Source organism: Alphaproteobacteria bacterium, assembly GCA_016699735.1.
Taxonomy (GTDB): domain Bacteria; phylum Pseudomonadota; class Alphaproteobacteria; order Micavibrionales; family Micavibrionaceae; genus JAGNKE01.
In genome coordinates this window covers 1,511,293-1,528,287 of record CP065008.1, presented here as the reverse complement: position 1 = coordinate 1,528,287, position 16,995 = coordinate 1,511,293, and the positions used below count along the sequence as shown (strand labels likewise).

At 54.7% G+C, this 16,995-nt stretch carries 17 protein-coding genes; 13 read left to right on the top strand and 4 right to left on the bottom strand.

All coding sequences use genetic code 11. The annotated features are described in order from the left end of the window. The first annotated feature begins 9 nt into the window (after nucleotides 1-9). The 7 genes from ubiE to IPN28_07415 all read left to right on the top strand — a co-directional run bounded on the left by ubiE (nucleotide 10) and on the right by IPN28_07415 (nucleotide 8,596). Nucleotides 10-780 carry a bifunctional demethylmenaquinone methyltransferase/2-methoxy-6-polyprenyl-1,4-benzoquinol methylase UbiE gene (ubiE, locus tag IPN28_07445; protein ID QQS56140.1) on the top strand — a complete coding sequence of 257 codons (771 nt, stop codon included), beginning with the start codon at nucleotides 10-12 and terminating at the stop codon, nucleotides 778-780. Nucleotides 781-903: 123 nt separating this feature from the next. After that, on the top strand, nucleotides 904-1,515 hold the full coding sequence (locus IPN28_07440) for a hypothetical protein (GenBank protein QQS56139.1): 612 nt from the start codon (nucleotides 904-906) through the stop codon (nucleotides 1,513-1,515). 98 nt (nucleotides 1,516-1,613) lie between these two features. Continuing rightward, the gene (coaBC, locus tag IPN28_07435) at nucleotides 1,614-2,849 is read left to right on the top strand and encodes a bifunctional phosphopantothenoylcysteine decarboxylase/phosphopantothenate--cysteine ligase CoaBC (protein QQS56138.1); all 1,236 of its coding nucleotides are present in this window, start codon (nucleotides 1,614-1,616) and stop codon (nucleotides 2,847-2,849) included. 320 nt (nucleotides 2,850-3,169) lie between these two features. Continuing rightward, nucleotides 3,170-3,760, top strand: coding sequence for a hypothetical protein (locus IPN28_07430; protein QQS56137.1), 591 nt, complete (start codon nucleotides 3,170-3,172; stop codon nucleotides 3,758-3,760). A 47-nt stretch (nucleotides 3,761-3,807) separates the two neighbouring features. Next, entirely contained in the window at nucleotides 3,808-6,519 is a 2,712-nt protein-coding gene (gene mutS / locus IPN28_07425) for a DNA mismatch repair protein MutS (GenBank protein QQS56136.1), read from the top strand. Nucleotides 6,520-6,586: 67 nt separating this feature from the next. Next, a complete protein-coding gene (locus IPN28_07420) occupies nucleotides 6,587-7,660 on the top strand; it encodes an NAD(P)/FAD-dependent oxidoreductase (protein QQS56135.1) in 1,074 nt (357 codons plus the stop codon). Between the two features lie 45 nt (nucleotides 7,661-7,705). After that, entirely contained in the window at nucleotides 7,706-8,596 is an 891-nt protein-coding gene (locus tag IPN28_07415) for a hypothetical protein (GenBank protein QQS56134.1), read from the top strand. 5 nt (nucleotides 8,597-8,601) lie between these two features. Here IPN28_07415 and cysK read toward each other — a convergent pair whose 3' ends face one another. Further along, entirely contained in the window at nucleotides 8,602-9,606 is a 1,005-nt protein-coding gene (gene cysK, locus IPN28_07410) for a cysteine synthase A (GenBank protein QQS56133.1), read from the bottom strand. Nucleotides 9,607-9,656: 50 nt separating this feature from the next. Next, nucleotides 9,657-10,010 (bottom strand): ferredoxin family protein, encoded by a 354-nt coding sequence (locus tag IPN28_07405; protein ID QQS56132.1) that lies wholly within the window; start codon nucleotides 10,008-10,010, stop codon nucleotides 9,657-9,659. On the opposite strand from IPN28_07405, the gene IPN28_07400 reads away from it, so the two are divergent. After that, nucleotides 9,994-10,695: a hypothetical protein gene (locus tag IPN28_07400; protein ID QQS56131.1), complete on the top strand. Its 702-nt coding sequence runs from the start codon at nucleotides 9,994-9,996 to the stop codon at nucleotides 10,693-10,695. The genes IPN28_07405 and IPN28_07400 overlap by 17 nt on opposite strands. A 6-nt stretch (nucleotides 10,696-10,701) precedes the next feature. Here the strand turns inward: IPN28_07400 and IPN28_07395 are convergent, their stop codons facing one another. Further along, a complete protein-coding gene (locus IPN28_07395; GenBank protein ID QQS56130.1) occupies nucleotides 10,702-11,205 on the bottom strand; it encodes a TerB family tellurite resistance protein in 504 nt (167 codons plus the stop codon). 160 nt (nucleotides 11,206-11,365) lie between these two features. Between IPN28_07395 and IPN28_07390 the strand changes: the two genes are divergently transcribed. From IPN28_07390 to IPN28_07375, 4 genes are all read left to right on the top strand, one after another. Next, complete coding sequence (locus tag IPN28_07390; GenBank protein QQS56129.1) at nucleotides 11,366-12,649, top strand: impB/mucB/samB family protein; 1,284 nt, start codon at nucleotides 11,366-11,368, stop codon at nucleotides 12,647-12,649. Nucleotides 12,650-12,703: 54 nt separating this feature from the next. After that, a complete protein-coding gene (locus tag IPN28_07385) occupies nucleotides 12,704-13,099 on the top strand; it encodes a hypothetical protein (protein ID QQS56128.1) in 396 nt (131 codons plus the stop codon). Between the two features lie 17 nt (nucleotides 13,100-13,116). Further along, complete coding sequence (trmFO, locus tag IPN28_07380; protein ID QQS56127.1) at nucleotides 13,117-14,502, top strand: methylenetetrahydrofolate--tRNA-(uracil(54)-C(5))-methyltransferase (FADH(2)-oxidizing) TrmFO; 1,386 nt, start codon at nucleotides 13,117-13,119, stop codon at nucleotides 14,500-14,502. A 102-nt stretch (nucleotides 14,503-14,604) separates the two neighbouring features. Beyond that, nucleotides 14,605-15,288 (top strand): alpha/beta fold hydrolase, encoded by a 684-nt coding sequence (locus tag IPN28_07375; GenBank protein QQS56126.1) that lies wholly within the window; start codon nucleotides 14,605-14,607, stop codon nucleotides 15,286-15,288. 16 nt (nucleotides 15,289-15,304) lie between these two features. Here the strand turns inward: IPN28_07375 and IPN28_07370 are convergent, their stop codons facing one another. Further along, a complete protein-coding gene (locus tag IPN28_07370; GenBank protein QQS56125.1) occupies nucleotides 15,305-15,778 on the bottom strand; it encodes an Lrp/AsnC family transcriptional regulator in 474 nt (157 codons plus the stop codon). Between the two features lie 236 nt (nucleotides 15,779-16,014). Between IPN28_07370 and trxB the strand changes: the two genes are divergently transcribed. Next, a complete protein-coding gene (gene trxB, locus IPN28_07365; protein ID QQS56124.1) occupies nucleotides 16,015-16,983 on the top strand; it encodes a thioredoxin-disulfide reductase in 969 nt (322 codons plus the stop codon). Nucleotides 16,984-16,995: the final 12 nt, after the last annotated feature.

The window sequence follows — 16,995 nt, the reverse complement described above, 5'->3', positions numbered from 1 at the left end:
GCTGAAAAGATGCAAAATCAGAATCCGGAGAGCATATGGTTTGGCGAGTCGAAAGTCACGCCCCAAGAAAAAACCGATAATGTCATCGGCGTTTTCGACCGTGTGGCCGCGCGATATGACCTCATGAACGATCTGATGTCCGGGGGAATCCACCGGATCTGGAAAGACCGATTCGTGCGAATGATCCGGCCGCAGGCTTTCAAAGGAGGACGGCCCCTCCATTATCTCGACGTGGCTGGAGGCACCGGGGATATCGCCTTTCGAATCCGCAGTAAAGCCGGACCGGGCGCCCGAGTTACCTTATGCGACCTGAACGAAAATATGCTCTCAGTCGGGCGGAACCGGGCGATTGACCGCGGCTGGCTCAACGATTTCCATTGGGTGACCGGCAATGCCGAGGCGCTTCCGGTGCCTGATTCGTCCGTGGATGTGTATACGATTGCCTTCGGATTGCGGAACGTGACGCATATCGATTCGGCTCTTGCGGAGGCTTTTCGTGTCTTACGCCCCGGCGGGCGGTTTTACTGCCTTGAATTCAGCCGCGTACAGCCGGAGGGACTTAACCGCCTTTATGCGCTTTATTCCGATATGGTTATTCCCCGACTCGGTGCACGCGTCGCTCAGGACGAGGACAGCTATCGGTATCTGGTTGAAAGTATCCGCAAGTTTCCCTCGCAGCAGAAGCTTTTGTGTCGTCTGCGTGATGCCGGGTTTAAAATGGCGGAATACAACAACCTTTCCGCCGGTATCGCGGCTGTGCATAGAGGCGTACGCCCCTAGATTATTTTTCATAAAATAAAGATTTTTCTTCTTTTTCGTTTGACTTTTCGCTATAACGGAGCAATTCTTTGCGAACTTGAAAATTCCGTTCTTTATGAAAAATACCACTGGAAGGGCAACCCTATGAGCAACTTTACGAAATCCGTTATTTATTCTACCGCTGTCCTGGCGATCGGTCTGGTCGGCGTCATGGCCATTTCCGGCCAGCGCGACGGTCAGGAAGCTGCGGTTGTTGAACCCGCCGCCGGCGGCAGCGATATGGGCATCGATTTTTCCAAAACGATGAACGAAGCCGGAGAAAACATTCAGAACATCGCCGCTGAAGCCTCTGAAAGTGCCGAGGGGACGACCTCCGCTGCTCAAGATGAGATGAGCAAGGCTTTGGAAGCCGTTGATGAAGAAGTTGAGAGTCTGGCTAAGCCTGTTAATGAACTGGCGGGTGAGTTGTCTGCTGAAGGTACAGAAGCCGCCCCTGAATCTGCCGGGTTGGATGGGTCTGAAGCTGCTCCAACTTCTGAAGAAAGCGCCCCTGCCGAAGAAGATGCCTCCGCTGTCGATGAGGCTGCTGACAAGGCTAAGGAAAAAGGCAAGGAAGCTGCGATTGATGCTGCTGAAGATGCAGCCAACATTCAGCCCGCTGCCGGTGATATGCTCGAAGAAGCCGCTGAGGGAGCCAAAGACAAGCTTATGGATAAGGCTAAGGATGCCGCCGATGAACTCGGCCTTGAAGAGTGATCTTTTTGCCTAATCCCTACATAAATTAAAGAACCCCGCTTGAGCGGGGTTTTTGCTATACTATTGAGAGGTTTAAATCTGTTTTTTAAGTTGTCGCTATGAAGCTTCTTGATGGAAAGAACATTCTTCTGATTATTTCCGGCGGCATTGCGGCCTATAAGGCGCTTGAGTTGATCCGCCTGCTCCGACGCAGCGGCGCCGAGGTGCGCTGCATCCTTACCGCAGGCGGCGCACAGTTTATCACGCCGTTGAGCGTTTCCTCGCTTACAGGACAAAAAACCTATACCGATCTCTGGTCCCTGACTGATGAAACCGAGATGGGTCATATCCGCCTGAGTCGCGAGGCCGATCTCATCGTCATCGCTCCGGCCAGTGCGGATTTGATGGCTAAAATGTCGCACGGTCTGGCGAATGACCTGGCAACCGCAACCCTTCTTGCCTCCAACAAGCCCGTTTTGATCGCTCCGGCGATGAATCCCGAGATGTGGAGCCATGCCGCTACGCAAGCCAATATTCAGGTTCTGCGTGAGCGCGGGTCTCTTTTTATCGGGCCGGAAGCGGGAGATATGGCTTGCGGCGAAATCGGCGTTGGCCGTATGAGCGAACCCTCGCATATCCTTGAGGCCGTTGAATCTTTTTTTAAACCCAAGGCTCTTGCAGGATATAGCGCCGTGGTTACCAGTGGGCCAACGTTCGAGCCTCTGGACCCCGTCCGTTTTCTGGGGAACCGCTCGTCCGGCAAGCAGGGACACGCCATCGCGCAGGCTCTGGCGGAGGCAGGAGCATCGGTTACGCTGGTTTGCGGCCCGGTTCATCTTCCCGACCCCCAGGGCGTCCGGTGCCTCCATGTCGAAACGGCGGCGGAGATGCTTAGGGCTTGTGAAGATTCTTTGCCGGTTGATATTTTTGTCGCAGCTGCTGCGGTCAGCGACTGGCGTCCGACCCAACAGAGCCTTCAGAAAATCAAGAAAACATCCTCTTCAAAGCCCAAGGCCGTTCAACTGACCGAGAACCCGGATATCCTGAAAACCATCGCCACCAGAAAAAAGAACCGCCCGAGACTGGTCATAGGGTTTGCTGCGGAAACCGAAAATCTTGAGAAAAACTCTAAAGCCAAACTTAAAAGCAAGGGTTGTGACTGGATTTTGGCTAATCGCGTGGGTCCAGACGGCTCAGGAAAAGAAATAACCTTTGGCTCCCCTCTGAACAAAATCGTTTTTGTTTCCACCTCCGTAATAAAGGAATGGCCGTTGGCCGATAAAAAAAGCGTGGCCGTTAAACTCGTGCGCCTTATAGAGGACGAATTTAAGATAGAGGATGAATTTAAGGCGTAAGCTAAAGAGGTCTGTTTGTATTATCGTCGGTGTATTTTTTTTTCTAAATCACAGAAAGTCCTCACTGCCTTTCTACTTGGTGTGTTATTCTTTTCCAAAAGGGGGGCGGCTTGCATCATCATATAATTCTGCCGGCCTTGTTCGTCCTTCTTGTTGGTGGGGGGTTTGGGCTTTATCTTCTTGCGGGTAGCTTTTTCGGCTGGTTTTGAGATTTTACCTCTCATCTTCCCTTTTGTTAATTTCCTTAATAAGTAGTTAACCCATTTTTGTTACATTGGTTTGGACAAATTTGTTTAAGCCTTTTACAAAAAGCCTGCGCCATGATCAAAAGTTTAAAACAATCCCTTGAAAATCTGACAACCGCCCTCGCCCCGCTCGATGTATCGGACTTTATCCGGCCCCCGGCGGAGTATGTCGCGCTTTATACCCCGATTTGCGTTCCGCCTATGGCGAGCCGACCGGGGCATGGAAACCTGCCCAAGCCGTTTTTCGCGATTACTTACGGGGAGTGCAAGGTTCTTTATACGAAAATAGCGGAGATCCATAAGACTCTGGCCCTGAAAACAAGGGGCGGCGAGACGGCACGACTGCTGGCCGAACAGGTGCATAGCCTGATCGAGCAACTTCAGGAAATGAAGATTTACGGCGACTATATCTGCGGCAATCCGAAAAATCAGGATGAAGACAAGGCGTATCATCTTACCACCTTTATCAATGATTTTACCAATTCGTCGTCTCGCCAGAAATCCCGGTACCCCGAATTCAGCGGGACGCGCCGTCATGGTCTCAGCGTCGGGCAGCTTAAGGCCATCGTTGGCGCCATCCGGCAGATCGAAACCACGATCCACGAAAGTCCTACGGTTCCGGTCGAGGTTCTGGCCGAGCTTGCGGAATTACAGCCTGCCCTTTAAAAATTATCCTGTTTTCATCCGGCGGATGATCGCGTAAGACTTTTGGGATGTCCCAGTCTGCAGCGATTATCGTTTCCGAGCGCGAGTCCGGCGCCGATACCCTCATGACTCCCATGATGGCGCAGTATCACCAACTCAAGGACGAACATCCGGGCTGCCTTCTCTTTTACAGAATGGGAGATTTCTATGAGCTTTTTTATGAGGATGCGGTCATTGCCTCATCCGTACTCGACATCGCCCTGACCAAACGCGGGAAGAACCAGGGGCGGGACATCGCCATGTGCGGCGTTCCCTATCACTCTTACGAACCCTATCTGGCCAAATTGATTGCCGCCGGGCATAAGGTGGCGATCTGTGAACAGGTCGAAACGCCCGAAGAGGCCAAAGCGCGGGCCAAGCGGGAGGGCGGAAGTTCGTCCAAAGCTCTCGTCCGGCGGGAGGTCGTCCGGCTGGTCACGCCGGGAACGCTGACCGAGGATCATCTTCTCGATGCGCGGGAGAATAATTACATCTGTGCGCTGGCCGAAACGGGCGATCAAACCTGCGCCCTCGCTTGGCTGGAGCTTTCGACGGGTGGTTTCAAGGTTCAAAATATCAAGGATACAGAGCTTCGTCCGAGTCTGGAGCGAATCGCGCCGGGGGAAATTCTTGTCGAAGCTCACTTCGCTCAACGTTACTCTGAGCATTTAAAATCTTTTGGCAATGCGCTGAACACTCAAGATAAAGCGTTGTTTGACAGTGCAACCGCCCAGCAAAGGCTAGAAAATTTCTACTGCGTCACTTCCCTTGAACCCTACGGCAGCTTCAGCCGAGCGGAGATTTCTGCAGCCGGAAGCCTGCTGGCCTATGTGGAGCGCACACAAAAGGGGAGAATTCCTCATCTTGAAAATCTGGAACAGGTTTCGGCTTCGGGCTTTTTGCATATGGACGGCGCTACACGCCGCAATCTTGAACTTACGCGCACTTTGTCCGGTGAGCGAAAAGGCAGTCTGATCGATGTGATTGACCGCACTCTTACCAGCGCGGGTGCACGGCTTTTACAGGAGATGCTGACCGCTCCCCTTTTCGATACGGAAGCCATCAATGTGCGACTCGACCGGGTGGAGTTTTTTTTCACGCAACCTGCCAAGCGGGAAGAGGTCCGCACCCTGCTCCGCCTTATCCCCGATATCGAACGGGCGTTGTCACGGATTACGGTCGGGCGCGGAACGCCCCCTGATCTTCGCAACATCCGAACCGGCCTTCAGAACGCACTGCACCTGCACAGCGCCCTTCTGAGCGGGGAAGCACGTACAGCATCGCTCGTCACTCTGATCAAGGGTTTGGAGAGCAGCGCCGATCTGTCTTCGCTGCAGCATGATCTGGAGCGTGCTCTGGTCGATGAACCGCCGCTTCATACACGGGACGGCGGATATGTTCGAAAAGGGTATTTGCCGCGGCTGGACGAGTTGCGGACCCTGCGGGAAGAGAGCCGCACAATCATCGCCGGATTGCAGGGCAAGTACCAAAAGATTGCCAAAATCGACACGCTCAAGATCAAGCATAACAACGTTCTGGGGTATTTTATCGAGGTTCCCTCGCGGCGGGCGGACGCGCTGATGGTTCGTTCGGATTCTCAGGATCATAGCCTTAACCCCTTTATTCACCGTCAAACTTTGGCGAATGCCGTGCGCTTTACGACCACGGAGCTTGCCGAAGTGGAGCGGGACATCCTTTCTGCCGCCGAAAAGATTCTGGCGCTGGAATTGTCGGTTTTTCAGACTTTGGTTGAACGTGTCTGCGGACAGGCGGAGTCTCTGGCGCGGATCGCCAAGGCGATTGCTGCCGTGGATGTTGCAGCGGGGCTGGCCGATCTGGCGGTGGAGATGAATTATGTGCGGCCGGTGGCGGATAAGGGTCTCGGGTTTCATATCACTGGCGGGCGGCATCCGGTTGTGGAGGCCGCGCTCAGAAAATCCGGTGAGAGTTTTGTTCCCAATGACTGCGTTCTTGACCCGCAGCAACGGCTCTGGCTTCTGACCGGACCGAACATGGCGGGGAAATCGACTTTTCTGCGGCAGAACGCGCTCATCACCATTATGGCCCAGGCCGGATCGTTTGTTCCGGCTGCAACGGCAAAAATCGGACTCGTCGACCGGGTGTTCAGCCGTGTCGGAGCCTCTGACGATTTGGCCCGGGGGCAATCGACCTTCATGGTTGAGATGGTGGAAACAGCCGCCATTCTTAACCAATCCACGAAACGCTCACTTGTCATACTCGATGAGATCGGACGCGGGACGGCCACCTTCGACGGGCTCTCGATCGCATGGGCGTGCGTCGAGCATCTGCATAATGTCAATACCTGCCGCGGTTTGTTCGCCACGCATTATCATGAGCTGACTTCACTTAAATCCTCCCTGCCCTCTTTGAGTTGCCACGCGATGGCGGTCAAGGAATGGAAGGGATCCATCGTCTTTTTGCACAAGGTTATTGCGGGCAGCGCCGACCGTTCCTATGGTATTCACGTTGCCAAGCTAGCCGGACTGCCGGAGGCGGTGATCTTCAGGGCGCAGGATATTCTGGCCCTCTTGCAGGATAAGGACCAGACCGGGCGGCTGACCGCGCTGGCCGGGGACTTACCCTTGTTCAGCGCCGCGCCGCGTCCTCAACCGGAAAAACATATTCTTGTTCAAAGGCTTGAGGCTCTCAGCCCCGATACCCTATCGCCCCGAGAGGCACTGGACCTTCTTTATGAATTGAAAGGCCTTCTTGACCGCTAGGCTTTACTTTCCGATTGTGATGGCCTATTACAGCGTTGTTTTTATTTAAGACTTCGCGTGTATTGCCATGCCACAGACAAAACAAACCCTTTCCGCTCCCATCGTTACCGATGTCGTCATTATCGGCGCGGGGCCGTGCGGGCTTTTTGCCGTTTTTGAGTTGGGCCTGCTTGATCTCAAATGTCATCTGGTCGATATCCTTGAGCGTCCCGGCGGGCAATGCACGGAGCTTTACCCCGAGAAGCCGATCTATGATATCCCTGCGATTCCGGAAATCAGCGGTCAGGGATTGACCGATGCACTGATGAAGCAAATCGCGCCCTTTCATCCGGTCTTTCATATGGGGCAGATGGCGGAAAAACTTGAGGAGAAGTCTGACGGGCGCTGGATGCTCACCACCGACACGGGAACCGTGTTCGATGCGCGGTGCATTGTGATTGCCGCCGGCGGGGGCAGCTTTGTCCCCAAGAAGCCCCCTATTCCGGGAATCGATGCCTATGAAGGCACCTCCGTTTTTTATGCCGTGCGCCAGAAGGAAAAATTCCGCGGCAAGGATCTTGTGATCGTCGGCGGAGGCGACTCGGCGCTGGACTGGACGATCGCTCTTCAACCCTTAGCTAAATCCGTTACGCTGGTTCACCGCCGCAACGAATTCCGCGCCGCGCCGGACAGCGTCTCGAAGATGCAGAAGCTGGTGGCCGAGGGGAAGATGCACTTTCAGGCCGGACAAGTTAAAAGCGTGAGCGGAGAGAACGGCCAGCTTTCCGGCATTACTATCGAGGATAACGAAAAAACCCTGAAGACCTTGCCGTGCGAGATGCTGCTGCCGTTTTTCGGGCTGACGATGAAGCTGGGGCCGATCGCGGATTTCGGGCTGAATCTTGAGCGCAACCTGATCCCCGTCGATACGGAGAAATTCGAGACCGGAAAGAAAGGGATTTTTGCCATCGGCGATATCTGCACCTATCCGGGCAAGTTGAAGCTTATTCTGTCCGGCTTTCATGAAGGGGCGCTCATGTCACGGCAGGTTTTCCGGTATTGCCGCCCGGATGAGAAGCTGCGCTTTGAGTACACGACTTCCAGTTCCTCTCTACATGAAAAGCTGGGCGTACAGGAACAAAAAGAGGCGAAACGCGCCTGATTTTGTGGTTCAATACCGTGCTGTAACCTTTTAAGGGGCTTTGGTATGAGCACGCAGGATTTTCAGGGACAGGTCAAACGCATCCAGTGGAATAATCAGGTTATTTCCGGCCTGATGATGGTTTATTTTCTCATCAGCATTTTTATTTTCGTCTCCTTGGTTGCCGGATGTTTTGTTGCGTTGGCCTATGTTTTTGATCCTGATTCGGTCGGGGACATCCTGCACAGCACTAAAACGCAGATCAAATTCGTGCGGTTTTATTTCAAGTTCCTGTTTTTTGCGCTGGCGGGGGCGTTTTATTTTGTGTACCGCGACTTTAACCAAGCCGAGCAGATGTTCGGAGCCGTGCCGCTTGCGATGAAATCCGACGATCCGTTTTACAGACGGCTGGAAAACCAGTGTATCTCCAGAGGCTTGAGCGTCCCCGAGCTGTTTGTGATCGACGATCCCGCCTCCCTTCGTCCTGATCTGGTGACAGCTGTGGTTTTGCAGGGGTTGGGAAATAAATCCAAGCTGCTTCTTTCTCCTGCCATTCTGGGATTATCCGCTGAACTGCAGGAAGCGTTTATCGCGCAGGCCGTTCAAAGGCTTCATACCAAGGATGTGTTTTTCTTTACGCTCCTGTGTTTCCTTGGCTATTTCCCGTTCCATGTCCTGCGGGAGGTCAACGCGATTGCCCGTACCGTGTTCAAGCCTTTCCTGATGGTTACGGACACACTGATGGCCCCGGTGCGGAAGCTGATTCTGAATCTGCGGATGGCCAAGCTGGATGTCGGTTCGCTGGAACTCACCAAGGATAAATCTTCCGCCGCGCAACTGCTTGAGGTTCTGGCGCCGCTGGAGGCCATCGAAAAATACTACTACGAGGCCTATCTTCCCCTCTTTATTGCCAAGTCTGAGGGGCCGTACCGTCTGCGGACGCTTGAGAAAGCTTAAGGCGCTTACTCTTCCAGACCTTCGAACAGGGCCGTTGAGATATAACGCTCGGCGAAAGACGGCAGGATCACGATGATCTGCTTGCCTTTATTCTCAGGCATTTCGGCAACCTTGCGGGCGGCCATGATCGCGGCGCCGGAGGATATCCCACCGGGTATTCCCTCCAACCGCGCCAGTTCGCGGGCCATTTTCATGGCCTCGTCGCTGGAAACTTTGATGACGGAGTCAATCAATTCGGTTTCGAGAATGTCCGGCACAAAGCCTGCGCCGATGCCCTGAATTTTATGCGGACCGGGCGTGCCGCCGGAGAGAACCGGGCTTTCCTCCGGCTCTATCGCATAGGTTTTAAAGCCGGGCTTGCGCTGCTTGAGTACCTCGGACACCCCCGTGAGAGTTCCACCCGTTCCCACACCGGAGATCAGGATATCGGCCTTGCCCTGGGTATCGTTCCAGATTTCCTCGGCGGTGGTTTCGCGGTGGATCTGCGGGTTGGCCGGGTTTACGAACTGGCCCGGTGCAAACGAGTCATCATACTCGGCCAGCATTTCCTTCGCCCGTGCTATCGCCCCGGGCATTCCCTTTTCCTTGGGGGTCAGCACGACCTCGGCACCTAGATAACGGAGCATCTTGCGGCGCTCGATGGACATACTTTCCGGCATGGTCAGGATCAGGCGGTAGCCCTTGGCTGCGGCCACAAAGGCCAGAGCGATCCCCGTATTCCCAGAGGTCGGCTCGATCAGGACCGTGCGACCGGGCTTGATTTTTCCTGCGCGTTCGGCGTCCTCGATCATGGAGAAGCCGATGCGATCTTTTACCGAGGCCAGAGGGTTGAAAAACTCCAGTTTGGCGAGGATGTCGGCCTTAAGCCCATACTCCTCCATTATCCGGCCGCAGCGCACCAGCGGGGTGGCGCCAATCGTTTCCAGAATATTGTTGTAGATGTGGCCGCGGTATTCGGCGACGGGTTTGAGCGCCTTTGAATCCTTGTGTTTTACAGCGGGAAAAGTCATAGCTTCAATCCTTTTCGGTTCATATACCTGTTATCAGAAATCGCTCTATCTTAATCGCCTTCGCCGGGTTTGTCGCTGAAATGATCTTTCATTTTGTTCGGAACGTCCTTCATCTCCTCGGCTTCGGGCATCGGCTCCTTGGTGGTGGTGATATTCGGCCAAGCGAGGTCGCGGGATCTGTCCGAATATATTCTGTTGACCTCCAGCCATTGATCGGCCTTGGGGTCGGTATCAGGCAGGATGGCGTCAATCGGGCATTCGGGTTCGCAGACGCCGCAATCAATACATTCATCGGGGTTGATCACCAGCATATTCTCCCCTTCGTAGAAACAATCGACGGGGCAGACTTCCACGCAATCCGTGTATTTGCACTTGATGCAGGCTTCGGTGACGACAAACGTCATAATAAACTCCTTGGTGTTTACTTTCGGCGTGCAGATTACTGCGGCTTTTCGGGCGGTGCAACCCGTTTTCGAGGAAAAATCTGTGTGCGGCGCACACAAGCGCGTGGCTAAACCCCTGAACTTTCCTTACGCTGCCTGTATGAATATGGGCTCTTTTTTCTCATTTTTTCTCTTTTTCCTGCTCTGCTTGCCGCTTTGCGGCTGCGGGGGCGGAACCGGGGGTCCGCGCCTGACCCCTTTGGCCTATTCCCCGGCCGAGCCGGGTGAAACCCTCTTGATGGATTCGGTGCGCGGCTTTCTTCAAAGGCAGTCGGCGCCAGCGCAGACCCAGTTCGAATACGGGCTTTTTGACCTGAACGGGGACGGGATGCGCGATGCGCTGGTTTATCTCAAATCCCCTTATGGCTTCTGGTGCGCGATGGAGGGGTGCGCTTTGCTGGTCATGAAGGCTGAAGAAAGAGGGTTTTCTCCCGTCACTCTGATCCGGCCGGTCCGCAATCCGGTTTATATCGGCGCCGAGCGGCATGAAGGCTGGCACGATCTGGCGGTGCGGGTGGCCGGGGGCGAAGCACTTGCCGCGGAAAGCGTCCTGCGTTTTGACGGTAACAGTTACCCTTCCTCTCCCCCTTTGCCTGTTTCAGGAGGGTTTTCGGCCGATTTAGCGCTTAGAAAGTTTTTTCCCTGACCGGGCTTAAGAGTATTTTCCGGTGATCGTTTCCAGAAAGCGGTCGCGGAAGGAGAAGATGGTTTTACGGAATCGCTGTTTTTTCCCATATTCTTTTACACTCCCCGTCCTCGGCGCGATATCGCGGTCATCCTCCAGTTCAAGGTTGATTTTACCAATCAGATCATCGACGTCGGTTTTCAGGAAATGGGCGCGTTTGAGCTTGATGATGGCGCTTTGCTCGGCCTCTCCGAAATCGCCGTCCGCCCAGACCAACTCCCGTGCGAGGTCAAAGAACTGAAGGCGATCCTGCACATCGCTGACGCCTGTGAACATTTCATCGATATTCTTGGGATTCGTGATGTCGTCTTTGAGGGTTGTGGTCTGCTGCGGGGTGAAGCTTATTTCCTCCAGAACCCTAGCCATATATTCGATCTCGCCGTCCGCGAGGATATTATCGGCGTGGGCGATGGCGAATAGAGTCCGCCACATAAAAAACTGGCTGTCCGTGATGGAGAGGTTTTTTTTCATGCGGCGCAATCCTTAAAAAAAGTCCGTTCTTTTTTATCTCTGTTTATCTTCTCCTTCGCCCTCTATTTCGTCAAGCCCGGGCGCCTTTAATAAATGTTCTTGATTTGTTCTTTATTTTGTGCTGAAGTGGATTTGCCGCAAACATCACAGGATTTTGATCATGGACCGCGAACCCGGGCTGAAATGGCTGTTTTTGGACCTTAACAGCTATTTCGCGAGCGTGGAGCAACAGGAGCGCCCGCATCTACGCGGCAAGCCCGTGGCCGTGGTGCCGATGGAGACGGACTATACCTGCGCGATTGCGGCGTCCTATGAGGCCAAAGCCTACGGGATCAAAACGGGGACGATGATCCGGGATGCCAAGCGAATGTGCCCGAACCTGACCTGCGTCCTCGCGCGGCATGACAAGTATGTCGAGTATCATCATAAAATCGTTGATGAAATCGCGCTTCATGCGCCGATCAATAAAATCTGGTCGATTGACGAGTTGTCCTCGCGGCTTCCGCCCTCACGGCGCAGCGTGGAGGCCGCGACCGATCTGGCGCTGCGGATCAAGGCGGGAATCCGCCGGAATGTCGGTCCGGCGATCACCTGCTCTATCGGTGTTGCCCCTAATACGCTACTGGCCAAAATCGCGGGCGATATGAAAAAGCCGGACGGGCTGACGATTTTGCGACAGGAGGATTTGCCCGGACCTCTGTTTGACCTGAAGCTCACCGACCTGCCGGGGATCGGGGCCAATATGGAGCGGCGCCTGATCCGGGCGGGTGTGAGCAGCCTCCGCGATTTCTGGAACATCTCCCCGAAGCACGCCCGTAAAATCTGGGGCAGCGTTCAGGGGGAGCGGTTCTGGTACTGGCTGCACGGCTATGATTTCGAAACGCAGGAGACGGGAAATACCATGATCGGGCACAGCCGGATTCTTGATCCACTCCTGCGCGCTCCCGATCCGGCTCGGCAGATGGCGCGAAGACTCCTGACGAAGGCGAGCTACCGTTTGCGGCGCAAAAATTTTTATGCCAGCCGCGTATCCCTTGGCGTGCGGACGACCGAGCATCTGCGCTGGGGCGGAGAGCTTAAAATTTCTCCCGCGCAGGATCCGTTCACTTTTTTGCAGCATCTGGACGATCTGTGGGGCGAGATGCTGCAATTTTTTGAGATGCGCCGCTCCCCTTCCCCCCTGCGTTTCCGCAAAGTCTCCGTCACGCTTTACGGGCTCAGCCGCCCGGGGGACATAAGCTACGATCTTTTTGAAACAGGGGAAAAGGAGATGCAGGAGAAAATGCGGAAGAACGATGCGCTGACGCGGGCGCTCGATCGGCTGCAGGACAAATACCAGCGCGAAACGGTCAGTCTCGGATTGCCGCCAAAGACGCTGGCTGGCTATGTGGGAACGAAGATCGCCTTTTCCCGCGTTCCTGACCGTGAAGAGTTCTGGAGTTGAACCCCAACCCCTAAACCGTGTAGACTGGACAGACGATTATACGGAAATAGACTTATGGACCTAGAATCTGAACTTAAACGCACTCTTTCTGAATGTACAAGTCCTTCGCCGCTGGCGGATGCTCTGGCGGATAAGAAGCTTCCGTTTTATGTCCGAAACGGTGCTTATCCTTATGCTATTGATGCGCTTGACAAGGGCATGGAGGCACATCCAGATGCCGATAGCGACCCGAACTATGTTCCGTTCATGGAGATGCTCGCCCTTGTTCTTTACAAGGGCGAAAATCTTGTGCAGGCTGATGTCATTCTGGACAGGCTTAGAACTCATGTGCAAGAGCGCGGCCTCCCCCTCTCACCTGTTGCAGAAAATCTTGAACAAAACCTCCGGCAAAGTGCGCTCTATCGATTGCAGCACACGATGGAGCATTCGGGCGTTGATTTTGACGTGTAAAGCTATAAAAATGCCGCATGACTAAAACTCTTCATATTATCGGGGCCGGACTGGCCGGAAGCGAGGCCGCGTGGCAGGCGGCGCAGATGGGCGTGCGCGTCGTGCTGCATGAAATGCGTCCCAATGTCGGCACGGCGGCACACAAAACGGACGGATGCGCGGAACTGGTCTGCTCCAATTCGTTCCGGTCGGACGACAAGGATTACAATGCTGTCGGATTGCTGCATGAGGAAATGCGTTTGTGCGGTTCGCTGATCCTGCGCGAAGGCGATAAGGCCGCTGTGCCCGCCGGCGGAGCTTTAGCCGTTGACCGCGATATTTTTTCGCAGAACGTGACGCAGGCGCTTGAATCCCATCCGCTGATTACCCTCGCCCGCGGCGAGATCGCCGGGCTGCCCCCCGCAGACTGGGAGAGCGTGATTATCGCCACGGGGCCGCTGACGTCCGATGCGCTGGCGCAGGCGATCCGGAATCTTACCGGGGAGGATGCTCTGGCTTTTTTCGATGCTATCGCGCCGATTGTGCATACGGAGAGTATCGATATGAATGTGGCGTGGTTCCAATCTCGCTATGACAAGGAAGGTCCGGCAGGCACGGGCAAGGATTACATCAACTGTCCGATGGATAAGGCGCAGTATGAAGCGTTCATTGGCGAATTGCTGCGTGCGGAATACGGCGATTTCAAAGAGTGGGAAAAGGACACGCCCTATTTCGAAGGTTGTATGCCAATCGAAGTCATGGCTTCACGCGGACCGGAGACTCTGCGCTTCGGACCCATGAAACCTGTCGGCCTGACCAACCCGCACAAAAGCGAACGCCCTCATGCGGTCGTACAGCTGCGGCAGGATAATGCACTGGGAACGCTTTATAATATCGTCGGGTTCCAAACCAAGATGAAATACGGCGAACAGGTGCGCGTGCTGCGAATGATCCCCGGACTGGAGAACGCCGAGTTTGCGCGGCTGGGCGGGCTGCACCGGAATACCTTTATCAACTCCCCCAAGCTTTTAGATGAATCTCTGCGCTTAAAGCTTCAACCCCGCTTGCGGTTTGCTGGGCAGATCACAGGCTGCGAAGGTTATGTGGAAAGCGCGGCGGTTGGGCTGATCGCCGGACGGTTTGCCGCTGCGGAACTCTTGGGACTCTCCCCTGCTCTTCCACCTGAAACGACGGCGCACGGCGCCCTCTTGCGGCACATCACCGGCGGCGCTCATTCCGATACGTTTCAGCCCATGAATGTGAATTTCGGCCTGTTCCCGCCGCTCAACGCAGAGGAGGAGAGTTTTATCGATGCCAAAGGCAAACGCAGAAAACTCAAGGGCAAAGAACGCAAAAAGGCGCTCTCACAGCGGGCTCTGGCCGCGATCGCCCCATGGGCGGCCCCTTATAAAAATGCCGCATGATTTTTTCCGGCCGATTTTTTTTACGCCTTTATGTTATGCTTGGTGGCCGTTGGAGGCTGCGCCGCGCGGCCTTCTCCCACCAACACGATATGGACCACGGATATGACGGACTCATCCTCGAAGACAGAGAAACCCAAGGAGCTTGTGATCCTGCTGCACGGAATTATCCGCAATAAGCTGGATATGATGCCGATGAGTCTTTACCTTGAGAATGCGGGTTATCATACGCTGAACATCCATTACCCCTCGCGGAAAAAGACCCTTGAGGATCTCACGACATTTATTTATGAGAAAATTACCGCCAGCCCCTTTTCCGCCGAAGCCCCGAAAATCCATTTCGTGACCCACTCGATGGGGAGTCTGATCGCCCGGTATTATATTGCAGTTTACAAGCCGGAGCGTCTTGGAAAGGTCGTGATGCTGGGTCCGCCGAATACGGGCAGCGAGTTCGCGGACTGGCTATCGGAAACAAAAATGCTCGCGCCGCTGTTCGAGAAAGTCTTCGGCCCCGCCGGACCACAACTCAAGACCACTCACAAGCATATCGATGGCGCCATTCATTACCCGATCGGGGTGATCGCCGGAAATTTTTCCATCAATCCGCTATCCCCGTGGGTTTTGCCGGGAGAAAGCGACGGGATCGTTCCGGTTGAACGGACAAAAATCGAGGGTATGGCCGATCATATCGTCGTTTCCTCCACCCATACTTTCATGATGTTTAACCCCAGCGTGATGAAACAGGTGCTCAGTTTTATTCAAAGCGGGCGGTTTCAACACCCTGAGTAAGCGACTAGAATCCTTATCACGCGTCTACAGGAACGCCCGGTTCGTCCTTGGCAGATCGGATGGAGAGTGAGGATTTGACGGAGGTGACGTTGGGGGCGCCGGTGAGTTCGTTTTTAAGAAACTCCTGATAGCTGTCCCAATCCCTGGCGACGATTTTGAGAATAAAATCCACCTCCCCGGCAAGCATATGACATTCGCGGACCATCGGGAGCTTAGAGATATGCTGTTCAAAGCGGATCAGGTCCGGTTCGGCCTGACTGGTCAGGCGGACCATAGCGAAGACGGTGACGCTGTAACCCATAAGGGCCGAGTCGAGCCGTGCGCGGTAATTCCGCACATACCCCGACTCCTCCAGCGCCCGGACACGACGAAGGCACGGCGGCGCTGAAATCCCAACCTTACGGGCCAGTTCGACGTTGGTGATGCGCCCATTGTCCTGCAATTCCTTGAGGATTTTACGGTCGATTTTGTCCAGCCTTGATTTTTTCATGGGAAAGCCTGCGGTTACTCGTCACTTTTAAGTTTCTGAATGGTGGATGTTCGTCTTGTTTTGACGCCAGATTTGTATAAAGTTGCGGTGGGCCGTGTGCAAGTGGTTTTGAAACTTTATTTCACATTTTTTTCCGTGCGGCCCCAAGACCGCTTCGTGCGCCGAAACACCCGTGAAACCATGAATGTTTCGAGCGCGAATAGGTCAGGCAACATGAACATTCCAGGATTGTTAACATGAGTAACGCTCTGCATACTAAAGTCCTCATCATCGGCTCCGGCCCTGCCGGTTATACGGCGGGAATCTACGCCGCACGGGCCAACCTTGAGCCTTTGATGGTCACGGGGCTCGAACAGGGCGGGCAGCTCATGATCACCACGGATGTCGAGAATTATCCGGGATTCGCCGACGTGATTCAGGGGCCGTGGCTAATGGAACAGATGAAGCTGCAGGCCGAGCATGTGGGTACGAAAATCGTCAACGACTACATCATTAAGGTCGATCTGTCCGCCCGCCCCTTCAAGGCTTACGGGGATTCGGGGAGCGTTTACTCGGGCGATACGGTTGTTATCGCCACCGGCGCGAAGGCGCGCTGGCTTGGGCTTGAGTCGGAGAGTACCTTCCGGGGTCGGGGCGTTTCGGCCTGCGCGACCTGCGACGGGTTTTTCTTCCGCGGCAAGGAGGTCGCCATTGTCGGGGGCGGCAACACAGCCGTCGAGGAGGCCTTGTTTCTTACGAACTTCTGCACCAAGGTTACGCTGATTCACCGCCGCGACAGTCTCAAGGCCGAGAAAATCATGCAAAAGCGCCTGTTCGAGAATCCAAAAATCGAAGTGATCTGGGACAGCACGGTGGAAGAGATCGTCGGCAATGACTCCGGCATGACGGGGGTGCGGATCAAGAATTTGAAAACTGGCTCTGAGCAGATTATCGATAAGCAAGGCCTGTTTGTCGCCATCGGGCACGATCCGGCGACGGAGTTATTCAAGGGTATTCTTGATATGGATGCGGGGAATTATATCCTGACGGCGCCGGATTCGACCGCCACCTCCATTCCCGGGGTTTATGCCGCCGGGGATGTGACTGACTCCGTTTACCGACAGGCCGTTACGGCTGCGGGGATGGGCTGCATGGCCGCGCTGGAAGCCGACCGTTTCCTTGCCCATCAAGAGAAGACCGTTACCCACAACAAGGCTGCTGAATAGGACTCGCCCTCG